The organism is Acidocella sp. MX-AZ02 (genome assembly GCF_000306035.1).
In the GTDB taxonomy this organism is placed as follows: Bacteria; Pseudomonadota; Alphaproteobacteria; order Acetobacterales; family Acetobacteraceae; genus Acidocella; species Acidocella facilis.
Genome location: NZ_JH976211.1, coordinates 1 through 10,608 on the forward strand (window position 1 = coordinate 1; position 10,608 = coordinate 10,608).

The 10,608-nt window shown below is 63.4% G+C and carries 13 protein-coding genes and 1 pseudogene; 6 read left to right on the top strand and 8 right to left on the bottom strand.

From position 1 onward, the window contains the following. The first annotated feature begins 161 nt into the window (after window positions 1-161). The 3 genes from MXAZACID_RS16370 to MXAZACID_RS16380 all read left to right on the top strand — a co-directional run bounded on the left by MXAZACID_RS16370 (window position 162) and on the right by MXAZACID_RS16380 (window position 2,099). Window positions 162-605: a carboxymuconolactone decarboxylase family protein gene (locus MXAZACID_RS16370; protein ID WP_008495634.1), complete on the top strand. Its 444-nt coding sequence runs from the start codon at window positions 162-164 to the stop codon at window positions 603-605. Window positions 606-608: 3 nt separating this feature from the next. After that, entirely contained in the window at window positions 609-1,487 is an 879-nt protein-coding gene (gene sigJ / locus MXAZACID_RS16375; protein ID WP_008495635.1) for an RNA polymerase sigma factor SigJ, read from the top strand. Window positions 1,488-1,661: 174 nt separating this feature from the next. Then, window positions 1,662-2,099 carry a GNAT family N-acetyltransferase gene (locus MXAZACID_RS16380; RefSeq protein ID WP_008495636.1) on the top strand — a complete coding sequence of 146 codons (438 nt, stop codon included), beginning with the start codon at window positions 1,662-1,664 and terminating at the stop codon, window positions 2,097-2,099. Between the two features lie 227 nt (window positions 2,100-2,326). On the opposite strand, the gene MXAZACID_RS16385 is transcribed toward MXAZACID_RS16380, so the two are convergent. Further along, window positions 2,327-3,241 carry a LysR family transcriptional regulator gene (locus MXAZACID_RS16385; protein WP_008495637.1) on the bottom strand — a complete coding sequence of 305 codons (915 nt, stop codon included), beginning with the start codon at window positions 3,239-3,241 and terminating at the stop codon, window positions 2,327-2,329. A gap of 99 nt (window positions 3,242-3,340) precedes the next feature. Here MXAZACID_RS16385 and MXAZACID_RS16390 point away from each other — a divergent pair, with 99 nt between their 5' ends. Then, on the top strand, window positions 3,341-4,174 hold the full coding sequence (locus MXAZACID_RS16390; RefSeq protein ID WP_008495638.1) for an SDR family oxidoreductase: 834 nt from the start codon (window positions 3,341-3,343) through the stop codon (window positions 4,172-4,174). A gap of 593 nt (window positions 4,175-4,767) precedes the next feature. Here the strand turns inward: MXAZACID_RS16390 and MXAZACID_RS16400 are convergent. The 4 genes and pseudogenes from MXAZACID_RS16400 to MXAZACID_RS16410 all read right to left on the bottom strand — a co-directional run bounded on the left by MXAZACID_RS16400 (window position 4,768) and on the right by MXAZACID_RS16410 (window position 6,691). Continuing rightward, window positions 4,768-5,016: a DUF6489 family protein gene (locus MXAZACID_RS16400; RefSeq protein ID WP_008495640.1), complete on the bottom strand. Its 249-nt coding sequence runs from the start codon at window positions 5,014-5,016 to the stop codon at window positions 4,768-4,770. A gap of 266 nt (window positions 5,017-5,282) precedes the next feature. Further along, a pseudogene (locus tag MXAZACID_RS18450) lies at window positions 5,283-5,459 on the bottom strand (DUF736 domain-containing protein); the annotation flags it as partial. Window positions 5,460-5,621: 162 nt separating this feature from the next. After that, on the bottom strand, window positions 5,622-5,921 hold the full coding sequence (locus tag MXAZACID_RS16405; RefSeq protein WP_008495641.1) for a DUF736 domain-containing protein: 300 nt from the start codon (window positions 5,919-5,921) through the stop codon (window positions 5,622-5,624). Window positions 5,922-6,292: 371 nt separating this feature from the next. Then, a complete protein-coding gene (locus MXAZACID_RS16410; RefSeq protein ID WP_008495643.1) occupies window positions 6,293-6,691 on the bottom strand; it encodes a helix-turn-helix domain-containing protein in 399 nt (132 codons plus the stop codon). Between the two features lie 85 nt (window positions 6,692-6,776). Here MXAZACID_RS16410 and MXAZACID_RS16415 point away from each other — a divergent pair, with 85 nt between their 5' ends. Both MXAZACID_RS16415 and MXAZACID_RS16420 read left to right on the top strand, forming a co-directional pair. After that, complete coding sequence (locus MXAZACID_RS16415) at window positions 6,777-7,154, top strand: mercuric transporter MerT family protein (protein ID WP_008495644.1); 378 nt, start codon at window positions 6,777-6,779, stop codon at window positions 7,152-7,154. A gap of 7 nt (window positions 7,155-7,161) precedes the next feature. After that, window positions 7,162-7,380, top strand: a complete 219-nt coding sequence (locus MXAZACID_RS16420; RefSeq protein ID WP_205619848.1) for a GDCCVxC domain-containing (seleno)protein — start codon at window positions 7,162-7,164, stop codon at window positions 7,378-7,380. On the opposite strand, the gene MXAZACID_RS16425 is transcribed toward MXAZACID_RS16420, so the two are convergent. From MXAZACID_RS16425 to MXAZACID_RS16435, 3 genes are read right to left on the bottom strand one after another with little or no spacing between them, the layout of a single operon-like run. Next, entirely contained in the window at window positions 7,369-8,370 is a 1,002-nt protein-coding gene (locus MXAZACID_RS16425) for a tyrosine-type recombinase/integrase (RefSeq protein WP_008495646.1), read from the bottom strand. The two genes, MXAZACID_RS16420 and MXAZACID_RS16425, sit on opposite strands and share 12 nt — an antisense overlap. Beyond that, window positions 8,367-9,287, bottom strand: coding sequence for a tyrosine-type recombinase/integrase (locus MXAZACID_RS16430; RefSeq protein ID WP_039885714.1), 921 nt, complete (start codon window positions 9,285-9,287; stop codon window positions 8,367-8,369). The genes MXAZACID_RS16425 and MXAZACID_RS16430 overlap by 4 nt, the downstream gene beginning before the upstream one ends. Then, window positions 9,281-10,492, bottom strand: a complete 1,212-nt coding sequence (locus MXAZACID_RS16435) for a tyrosine-type recombinase/integrase (protein WP_008495648.1) — start codon at window positions 10,490-10,492, stop codon at window positions 9,281-9,283. Before MXAZACID_RS16435 ends, MXAZACID_RS16430 begins: the two co-directional genes overlap by 7 nt. Between the last annotated feature and the right edge of the window lie 116 nt (window positions 10,493-10,608).

The window sequence follows — 10,608 nt, forward strand, 5'->3', positions numbered from 1 at the left end:
GGCGGAAGTAATCAACCGGCTGTTTGTGGGCATGATGGGGCCGGGAACGGAATGGCGGTTTTGGGATAAAATGAGGGAAGCGGACGTCAAACAAAAAAACCCTGTCACATTTTTCGGGGCTGCCTCGTCTTATCTGCGCAACCGCAAATAGGAGTGATACTATGGAATCCCGCATCGATTACTATGCAGCCGCGCCCGAGGTCATGAAAGCAATGCTGGCACTGGAGAAGGCCGTGACGACCTCTGGCCTGGAGAAGAGCTTGATCGAGCTGGTCAAGACCCGCGCGTCCCAGATCAATGGTTGCGCCTTTTGCATCGACATGCACACAAGGGATGCCATGAAGGGCGGCGAAACGGCGACCCGCCTGCTTCTGCTCGACGCCTGGCGCGAGGCGCCGTTTTACAGCTCGCGTGAACGGGCGGCACTGGCCTGGACTGAGGCGCTGACGCTCATTTCCGAAACTCATGCGCCGGATGAGGATTGGGCCGCCTTGAAAGCTGAATTCTCCGAGGGGGAGATCGTGAAACTGTCTTTGCTGATCGCGACCATCAATGCCTGGAACCGGCTGGCCATCGGCTTTCGTTCGGTGCCCGTGGGCAAATAGCAGATGGATGCGGCGGCGAGCTTTCTTCCGCATCGGGCGGCTCTGGTCGGTCTCGCCTATCGGATGACGGGCTCGCACGCCACGGCTGAGGATATAGCGCAGGAGGTTTTCCTGCGCTGGGAAGGGGCGGTACGAGCCGAAATCTCGCACCCCCGTGCATGGCTGATGAAGGCGGCGGCGCGGCTGGCCCTTGATCACTTGAAATCGGCTCAGGTCCGGCGGGAAGCCTATGTTGGCCCCTGGCTGCCCGAGCCCGTGCTGGAAGACCAGGCCGCGCCGCAGGAGGAAGCTTGGGCGCGGGCCGAGAGCGTGTCACTTGCCTTTCTTCTCACCCTTGAGCGGCTCTCGCCGCCGGAGCGCGCCATTTTTATCCTGCACGATCTGTTCGACATGTCGTTCAACGAGCTAGCCCCTCTTCTCCACAAATCCGAGGCGGCATGCCGGCAAGTGGCGGTACGTGCCCGTCAACGCCTTGGCGAGTCAAAGTCGCGCCATGAGGTTTCGGAGGCGGACGGCACGCGGTTGGCGAAAGCCTTTCTGGCTGCCACCCAGACCGGCGATGAGGTGGCCCTGCGCGATCTGCTGGCCGAGGATGTGGTCCTGCATACCGACGGGGGCGGCAGTCGCCCGGCGGCTCTCAATCTCATCCATGGCGCCGAGAAAACAGCGCGCATGCTCGCAAGGCTTGCGTTGAAGAAGGTGCGCGCGCCGGTCTCGTTATATTACGGCCTCATCAACGGCATGCCCGGGTTCGTCACGAAGGAACCGGACGGCTTGCCCCAAGTGACTGTCCTGGAGATGGAGGACCAGCGTATCGCAGCGGTCTACATCATTCGAAATCCCGAAAAGCTAGGCGCGATCGCCGCGGTGCTTGGTCTCTGATAGGCGAGAGCCAGGCAAAATGAGATAGCAGCTAGCCAAACAGTGGTTGTTTGCCCTGGCAGATGACGATCCAATCTTGATATTGCCGCCGATGTGCAGCCGACATTGCGTTGACCAGCTCGATCGGCAACACTGGAGGGGCTCTATCAACCCTGAATTATGAGATGCGGCTTCATGAGCGTACCAGGTTATGAGATTTCTTCCGAGCCAGCCAAAATCGACATTGAGGTCGTATATCGATTTTTGACTGAAAAATCCTATTGGTCCCCGGGAATCCCCCGAGATGTCGTGGAGAAAGCGATAAAAAACTCGCTTTGCTTTGGTGTTTATTCGGAAGGTTCCCAGGTAGGCTTTGCACGGATTGTAACCGATAAGGCTACATTTGCTCTCGTCGCAGACGTGTTCGTTTTAGAGGGCCATCGCGGAAAAGGTTTGTCCAAATGGTTGATGCGTGAGGTAATGGAACATGCGGACTTGAAAGGTCTTCGCAGGTTGTTGCTTCTGACGTCAGATGCCCATGCCCTCTACGCCCAATTCGGGTTTACTGAAATCGGCAATCCGTGGCGATTTATGGAAGTGCTTCGTTCAGATATTTACACCAAACCCGCGTAACAGCGCATTGCCTTCGTCTCATAAAGATAAACCACGATCCACGTGTTCCAAAGTCCCCGCAGCTGATGTCAGCTTTTGCAGATCTGGATTCGGAAGCTGCTATGCCGCCTTCCCCCCCCCTCCAGGCCATTCGGCGGCATATCATCCGTCTAATATTTTGGGCAAAAGGGCCATAAGCGGCTGGTCCGCATTGGCAATGAGCTACCAAGAGAGCGGATATGTCTCCCTTATTTGCCGGCAAGGTCTGCACCATTGGGTTCATCCTTCAGAAGGTCGATAAATGCCCGAAGCGTCGCCGGAATATAGCGGTTTCCCGGATAATACAGCGCCAACCCGAGCGATGGCGGGCACCAGTCCGGCAGGAGCCGGACCAGCCGGCCGGAAGCCAACCCTGCATGGGCAAATGATTCTGGCACATAGGCAATACCAAGTCCGGCCATTGCCGCCTGAACCAGGAGATCATTATCGTCCAGCGTCAGAGCGCCCGGCGGGTCGAGTACGAATTCCTCGCCGAGCCGGCTGAATTCCCAGCGATAACGCTTTCCACTGGGGAGTCTCTGGCGGATGCAGGTGTGATGGGTGAGATCATCCGGCGTCGTCACCGGCAGGCGCCCTTGCAGATAGTCCGTGGAGGCGGTTGCGATGAAACGAACATCACCGCCAAAGCGGACTGCAATCATGTCCGCGGGCACCGCGTCGTAAAGCCGCACCCCCGCATCAAAATTCTCCGCGACAATATCCACAAGGCGTCCCTCCGAAACGAGGTCCAATTCCACCCGGGGATGGCGGGCCAAGAAACGGGGGACGACAGCGCCGAGGAGAAGCTGTGCGGCCCGTTTATTGGCGTTGATCCTCAACAAGCCGCTCGGCTCGCCGCGCGCTTCGGCCAGCCCGTCGAGGGCGGCATCCAAGCCTCTCAATATCGGCGTCAGACGCTCGAGCAACCGCAAGCCGGCATCGGTTGGCGCGACGCTGCGTGTCGTCCGGTTGAGCAGGCGGACCCCGAGGCGCCTCTCGAGGCCGATTACCGTGTGACTGAGCGCGGAACGTGAGAGGCCCAACGCATCGGCCGCTTTTTGAAAGCTCAGATGGCGGGCCACGGCTGCGAAAGCTTCCAGCTCATTGAGAGTTGGTCTCGTCATTGGTGCAAAATCCACACTATGTTAGTCAAATTATAAGATCTTATACCACCAATCGGCCGCGTCTAGATGGAACCGGACGAATTGCGAAAGGTAGAGTCCATGACAAAGACCTGGTTTATTTCCGGGGCCTCCTCCGGCCTCGGACGGGAGATGGCCCAGCAGCTTCTCGCGCGCGGCGATATTGTCGCGGGAACCTCGCGTCGTGACGGCGCGCTCGCGGATTTGAAGCGGAAATATGGGGACAATCTCCATGTGCTGAAGCTTGAACTGACCGACGTCAAAAGCATTCGCGTGGCGCTGGATGCGGCGTTCGCGGCGCTTGGGCGCATCGATGTCGTGGTCAGCAATGCCGGCTATGGTCTCGTCGGCGCGGCCGAGGAACTCTCAGATGCTCAAATCGATCAGCAGATCGCCACCAATCTGATCGGCAGCATACAGCTCATCCGCGCCGCCTTGCCGTATCTGCGGGCGCAAGGCGGCGGACGCATTGTTCAGATCTCATCGGAAGGCGGGCAAATCGCTTACCCGAATTTTAGTCTTTATCACGCCAGCAAATGGGGAATCGAGGGCTTCATCGAAGCGGTCGCTCAGGAGGTGGCGCCCTTCGGCATTGATTTCGTGATGGCCGAACCGGGCCCAACGGCAACCGGATTTCGGGAGGGCTTGGTCCACGCTGAAAGGATGGCGATATATGACGATACCCCGGCCGGCGAGGTTCGGCGCGCAATCCAGACTGGCAGCTTCGTCCTGAAGGGCGATGCGGCCCGAACCGTCGCGGCCATCATTTCAGCAGCTGACCGCGAGAAAGCAGAGCTGCGGCTTGCTTTGGGAAGCACAGCTTATCAATCCATTTCGAAAGCACTGGCCGCTCGACTGTTGTCTATCGAAGGTCAGCATGATGTCGCTTTCGCTGCCGATCGACCTGATATCTAAACGCAGCGGGCCCGTCCGTGACGATGTCCGCTTCCGACGCGCCGGCAAGGGTCGATGAACGGCGAACAGGGGCGCAGCCCTGCCGACCTTATAGTAGCCGTGCCGCCGCCTCGATCCCGAATGGCGTCAGTTCGAGGCGCCAGTGGCAATGAAGCGCGCCATGCGAAAGTATGACCGGCTCATGGATGTATCCTACCGCTAATGCGGAAGCAACCACTGCCCGCCAGTCGTTAAGTGTTATGCAACTCCCAGCTTTGGCCACGAGAATATCTATCCCAGCATCCGCATCTGGCGCAATGATTGGCTGCCGGAGCAACAGCTTCAACATCACGTCGACGAAGGCAGAAATCTCACAATCCTGTGTCACGCATTTGTACCTCTTCGAGACGGCAGCTGACCGCCGCGAAGCGCACGGCCATACTCACGGTTTTTGCTCACGGCCGCATTGAAAGACAGATTGGTCGGAACATCAATGGAACGATGAGCTTCTGCTGCGATCCCGGGGCGACACCGGCGCACCTTACTCCCAGCCAGTCCATTTTGCCCCCTCCGGCCGCTGAACCGCTTTCTGACAGACGCCTCTCCAAGCGGCGTCATCCTCCATCGCCTGACCTCGGTCCCCCAAAAGCGCCAAACAGCTTAGCGAATGCCTGCTGCATCTGATCGGGTGCCATCGGCATCCATGCCCGCAGGAGCGCCTCGGGTGTAGTGGCGTCGATGGCAGCCTCCATGCGCTGCTGGAGTTTCTCGATAATAGCCTGCTGCATCGGGACGACATCCGGCAGGCCGGCAAATCGCCTAGCCTCATCAGGCGTGCAGTCAATCTCGACGGTGATTTTCATGATGACGTTCCTGTTGTTGATGTACTTCTGGCCAGGTAGGCCAAAGGTACCGAAACCGGAAAGCCTCCGCCAGGCAAGCGTATCGGCACCGCATGTTCGAAAAGCTCTTATAAATCAGAAGTTTTTGGTGCCGCTTTTTCCCAAAAAGCGGCGAAGGAGGCTGCGCGTAGCCTCACCATGCCCCGGACCACGGAACTCACGCCCCCTCCCCTTTTACGCACGAACGCTCCCCGCCCGGCATCGCCGGGCGGGGTTTGCTGCGGGATTTAATCGCCGCTGGGCTTGCGGCTGCGAGACCAGATCAGGCTGTAGCCGTCACCGCCCTCATCATCGAACAGATTGGCGTAGATCGGCGCGCTGAAGCTGGGGTCATCCAGCTTGACCGAGATATAATACCGCCCCTCGTTGGAGCGCTTCGTCCACCCGGCTCCGATCTCAGCCTTATGCAGTGCGCCACATAAGGCGGATTATGCGGAGTGAGGTGTTATGCGGAGTGGCGTGTCGGAAGCCGAGCATTTCCGCGGGTTTGGCTGTGTCCGTGCTCCGCATAATTCCAGGGGTGAGAAGGTGCGGCGCCTCGCGGGTGGTGAGGCGCCGCGGGTCGGTCAGCGGGACCAGATGAGGCGGTGCTCGCCGTTCTCGCCGGCGACCAGGGTCGCGTAGACGGGGGCCGTGAAGGAGGGATCGTCGAGCTTGACCGAGACGTATTCGGCGCCGGTGTCCTTGGCCTGCTTGCCCCAGCCTGCGCCCAGCTCGACGCCGTTGGCGGCGACCCGGTAGTCGGGGGAGCGCTCGCCCTCCTTGGCGACGGGGCGGATGGTCGCCTTGGTGTTGATGTTGAGGGTGCGGATCTGGCCGGTGAAGCTGCCGTCGTCGCTGCGGGTGAAGGTGCCGATCTGAGCCATTGTCGTATCTCCTGACTGTTCCTCGAAGCCGCACCACGCGGCCTCGATGGTGGTCGCTGAGGCGGCGGTTCGGCCGGCTTGCACCCGCAGGGCCGCAGCGGAGCGGAGGACGGCGGCAGCCGAGCTTCTTGCCTCGCGAGGAATGCGGCTCAGCCGCAGGGGAAGAAGGTCGGCGAAGCCGTTGCTGGCCATAGGCCGGACGACGCCAGACCCCCATCAGGAGAGGCCGCTTGGCGCGGCTGCGGGCAGTCACCCCGCAAGAGAACGACGCGGATCGGCCCCACGCCCAGCGGGGTGCGCATCCCGCCAGCCCCGCTCCCCATGAGCAGCACCGCGATCTCGCCTACGACACAGGGGCGCAGCGCCGCCGATCACACCGCTGAGAGTGTCTCGATCAGCGGGCAGGCGGCATCGGCTCCAGCATCGCAACGTCTCACCGCATCGATCAGCGCGCGTTCCATCGCGCGCAGGTCTGCGATCCGCTTACGAACGTCCTTCAAGTGCGAGGCAGCGAGCTCACGCACTTCACCGCAGGCGTCTGCGCCGAGGCCCGACAGGCGCAACAGCGCCCGCACTTCATCCAGCGTAAATCCGAGCTCGCGAGCGCGGCGAACGAACACCAGTCGCGCGACGTCATCAGCCTCGTAGAGCCGATAGCGGCCTCGCCGGCGGGGCTTCGGCAGGATGCCGATCTTCTCGTAGAACCGGATTGTCTCGATCGCGCAGCCGGTTCGGGCCGAGAACGCGCCGATCGGCATGTCGTGTTGCATCGCGGTCGCTCCACGATAGGGGCTTGAGTCTGTAGTCACTACAGACGCTAGGGTGCAGCCGACGCCCACGCAAGGAGATCGACGTATGCCGCCAGAGCCCACGCAACCAAGAACGGTTACACGTTCCGTTCGCGACACGGGCGCGACCGTGCTGACCTTGAGCGGGGTCGCGGCCGCCTTTGGTGTCGCCTCGTGCTGCGGTCTGCCGTTCCTGCTGGCGACGCTGGGGCTCAGCTCGGCTTGGCTGGTCGGTATCGCCACGATCGCCGCACCGCACCGGCCCTTGCTGCTCGTCCTGGGCGCGGTCTGCCTGCTGGCGGGTGGGGTGTTGCTGTGGCGACGCCGTCCGACTGTTCCCGACGCGACCGGCGCAGTCTGCTCCAAGCCCGCGGTGCGCGGAATGACCCTCGTCGCTCTCATCGCCGGCCTTGGCCTGCTGACCATCGGCTACCTCTATGCTTGAACTGCCTATGATCCTGGAGTCGATGATCACCTGCCCGCAGTGCGGATTTCAGGCCCTCGAGACGATGCCGACGAACGCCTGCCAGTACTTCTACGACTGCAAGGGCTGTGGCGCGCTCCTGAAGCCGAACGCCGGCGATTGCTGCGTCTTCTGCTCCTTCGGCACCGTCCCTTGCCCGCCCATCCAGGCGGATGGCGGGCAAGGGGGATGCTGTTCATCGGCCTGAGGCGCCTTCGGACAGCGACGCGATCAGCGCATCGGGCGCCCTGAACCGGCCTCGGCGCAGGCCGGGTGGAACGACCGCTTCGACCGCCTCCAGCTTCTCGCTAGGATCCATTCGGAGGTAGACCTCGGTCGTGCGGACGTCGGCATGGCCGAGCCAGAGCGCGACCTTGCGGATGTCGCGCGTGGCCTGGAGCATGATCACCGCGCAGCTGTGCCGAAGCTGGTGCGGCGAGATCGACCGCGCGCGAAGCGTTGCACAGCTCTCGCCCGCTCGCCGGACGTGTTGGTCGAGCACGTATTCGAAGCCGGCGCGCGTCATGGCCGTGCCCTCGGCGTTGACGAACAGCTCCGGCGCACGAACGTCGCCTCGGACCGCGAGCCAGGCTCGCAAGTCCTGCGCGGTCTCCTTCCAAAGCGGGAGGCAGCGCTCGCGTCGCCCCTTGCCCCGGACCATCACGCTCGGCGTGCGGCCGAGTGAGACGTTCTCCAGGAGAACGCCGACCAGTTCGGAGACGCGCAAGGCTCCGGTGAAGCACAGGTGCAGCATCGCCCGGTCGCGCAAGCCCGAGCGTGCCGTGGGGTCTGGCGCGTTCAGGATCGCGCGCATCTCGTCCATGCTGAGGTGTCGAACGAGCTTCTGCTCGTGCCGCTTCACCGGGATGGCGTCGATCTGGGCCACCTGGGCCATCGCCGAGGGCACTTGGTGCTCGACGTAGCGCATCAACGCGCGGACCGCAGCCAGGCGCACGTTGCGCGTGGCGGCACTGTTCCGGCGCTCGCGCTCGATATGGGCCAGGAAGTCGACGATGAGCGATGCGTCGAGTTGCTCGATGAACAACCTGGATGGCCGCGTGCCGAGCCTGTCCGCCGCATACACCAGCAACAGCTTCAAGCTCACCGCGTAGGTGTCGCAGGTCTCGGGGCTACAGCCGCGTTGATTCGGCATGTACTCGCGCAGGAAGCGCGTCACGATAGGGGCGAGCGGGGTCATGCGACCGCGCTCCCGACCAGCATCTCCGCTGCGGCGGCGATGTCGGTCATCATTTCGGGCGTGGCTTGCAGATACCAGTAGGTGTGCCGGATATCGGCGTGCCCGAGATAGGTCGAGAGCGCGACGAAGTGACGGGCCACCTCGCCACGGCTCCCGCCGCATCGCTCGAGGGCCCGCGTCGCGAAGGTATGGCGCAGATCGTGGATGCGGGGTCGGCGGGCACGCCCTGGCGCGATGTTCGCCTGCTTTAGCAGGATCCGGAACGTATAGTTCACCGTCGAGGGACAGAGCTGTCGGAGCTCGACGGACGGGAAGAGGTATTCGCAGCTTCCGGCTACGCGCTTGCGCGTGGCGAGGTATCGTTCCAGTGCGGCGACGACGGTAGCGTGCAGCGGAACGAGCCGGCTCTTGCCGAACTTGGTCGCACGGATGTGCAGCACACCGTCCGGCCGCAGGTCTTCCATCCGCAGCGCGAGCACCTCCGAGATACGCAGGCCGGTCGCGGCGATCAGCCCGAACAGCGTCCCGTAAAGCTCGCGCCTTAGCGGATTCGGCTGCTGTCGGCGGAGCCGACCGGCCTCTTCAAGGATGCGGGCGATCTCGTCGGGCGTGTAGATGTAGGGCATCGGCCGGCGCTTCGGGGCGGCGAAGATGTCCACCGGCGGCAACTCGTGCCGCGCATCCTCGGCGTGCAGGAAGCGGGCGAAGCCCGCGAGCGCGCGGTAGCGTTCGCGCCGGGCCTCGCGTGTGCGGCCTGCAGCCGTGACCCACGCCAGCACCGGCGCGGCGCGGAGATACCCGTCGCAGCGCTCGTCATGGTGGCGAGCATAGGAGCGCAGATGGCGCTCGGTTTTCACGAGCTTGTATCCGAGCGTCCGGCGTAGAGCGATGTAGCGATCGACCTCGGCGCTCAGCATGGCGCCCTCCCGCCCCAAGGCTGCGCGATCTCCGCGAGCAAGCCGAAGTCGACCTTGGCGTAATGCGCCGTCATCGATGGCGACCGATGCCGCAACACCGCGCCGACGCCGGCAAGGCTGGCGCCGCCCGCGAGCATCGCGGTCGCGGCCGAGTGACGGAGCACATGCGCGCCCCGGTGCGGACCCTCCACGCCGGCGCGGTCGAGCGCCCGCCGCACGAGGCACTTGATCGCCACGCGGCTCAGAGGAACGACGGGCGCGATGTCGGTCAGGAACAGGCGGTCCGAGGCCGCCCGCGGCCGCGCGCGCTCGATGTAGGCGAGGAGCGCGTCACCGACGTCCTGCGGTAATGGCAGGCGCTCCTCGCGCTTCGCTTTTCCGCTCACGGTGAGCGTCGCGCCGGTCCAGTCGATCTGTGCGAAGCGGAGGTGGGCCGCCTCGCTCGCCCGCAAGCCGAGCTTGGCGAGGAGCAAGACGATCGCGCGATCACGAAGGCGTTCTTCACCGTCGCAGGCGTCGAGCACGCGCGCGAGGTCCGGCCCTGGGAGGAAGCGCGGCGTCGCCGCAAGCTGCCAGTTCGCGAAGCCGGGGACGGCATGGACCAGGCCGAGCGAGCACTGCCCCGTCGCGACGAGGTAGCGCAGGAACGAGCGCGTGGTGCTCGCGACGGCCTGCGCACGCCCGCGCCCATGCGGCGCAGTTCGCTCCAGTACGAAGTCGCGCACGGCTCCAGCCGTATAGGCGGCCGGATCATCGCCCAGCGCCTCCAGAAGGTTGGTGATGACGGGTTGGCGCAGAGCGAGCGTGGACTCGGCGAGGCCACGCTGCTCGCGCATCCACCGGCCATACGACGCCAGGAGCGGCCAGGTCTCCTCGGGCGAAGGCGGGCGGGTCTCGGAAGGCAGGACGCCTCCCGCCCGAAGCCAGGCAATGAACAGCTTCGCCGCACCATGCGGCGCTCTTGCAGTCCTGCAGCCCCGGAACACGGTCGCCGAGGCGCCCAAGCCCGCCTCTAGACTGGTAAGATCGAACCCGGCTGCATTGGCCCATTCGGCCCAGATCGAGAGTAGCCGGACGATCTCAACGATGGTGACGGCGCGATATCCTCGCCTCGCCAGCCAGGGGCGGAAGCCGTCGACGTGCGGCGCCAGCCAGCGAAGTCGGTCGGCAACGATGGGCGGTCTCTCGTAAATTCCTGTCGGCATGGGTCTTCCTTCGGTCGTGGTTGCGCCGGAGTTGGCGTGACCTGACCAAGCCGAAGTTCTCGGCTCCTGCCCGTGTTTTGTTGCTTCCACTTTCTGCTGCGCGCCGGTTCGAGGCC

Bases quoted from the DNA above. Each gene is read 5' to 3' on its own strand.
- MXAZACID_RS16370 (WP_008495634.1), top strand. From the start codon at position 162: ATGGAATCCCGCATCGATTACTATGCAGCCGCGCCCGAGGTCATGAAA.
- sigJ (WP_008495635.1), top strand. From the start codon at position 609: ATGGATGCGGCGGCGAGCTTTCTTCCGCATCGGGCGGCTCTGGTCGGT.
- MXAZACID_RS16380 (WP_008495636.1), top strand. From the start codon at position 1,662: ATGAGCGTACCAGGTTATGAGATTTCTTCCGAGCCAGCCAAAATCGAC.
- MXAZACID_RS16385 (WP_008495637.1), bottom strand. From the start codon at position 3,241: ATGACGAGACCAACTCTCAATGAGCTGGAAGCTTTCGCAGCCGTGGCC.
- MXAZACID_RS16390 (WP_008495638.1), top strand. From the start codon at position 3,341: ATGACAAAGACCTGGTTTATTTCCGGGGCCTCCTCCGGCCTCGGACGG.
- MXAZACID_RS16400 (WP_008495640.1), bottom strand. From the start codon at position 5,016: ATGAAAATCACCGTCGAGATTGACTGCACGCCTGATGAGGCTAGGCGA.
- MXAZACID_RS16405 (WP_008495641.1), bottom strand. From the start codon at position 5,921: ATGGCTCAGATCGGCACCTTCACCCGCAGCGACGACGGCAGCTTCACC.
- MXAZACID_RS16410 (WP_008495643.1), bottom strand. From the start codon at position 6,691: ATGCAACACGACATGCCGATCGGCGCGTTCTCGGCCCGAACCGGCTGC.
- MXAZACID_RS16415 (WP_008495644.1), top strand. From the start codon at position 6,777: ATGCCGCCAGAGCCCACGCAACCAAGAACGGTTACACGTTCCGTTCGC.
- MXAZACID_RS16420 (WP_205619848.1), top strand. From the start codon at position 7,162: ATGATCCTGGAGTCGATGATCACCTGCCCGCAGTGCGGATTTCAGGCC.
- MXAZACID_RS16425 (WP_008495646.1), bottom strand. From the start codon at position 8,370: ATGACCCCGCTCGCCCCTATCGTGACGCGCTTCCTGCGCGAGTACATG.
- MXAZACID_RS16430 (WP_039885714.1), bottom strand. From the start codon at position 9,287: ATGCTGAGCGCCGAGGTCGATCGCTACATCGCTCTACGCCGGACGCTC.
- MXAZACID_RS16435 (WP_008495648.1), bottom strand. From the start codon at position 10,492: ATGCCGACAGGAATTTACGAGAGACCGCCCATCGTTGCCGACCGACTT.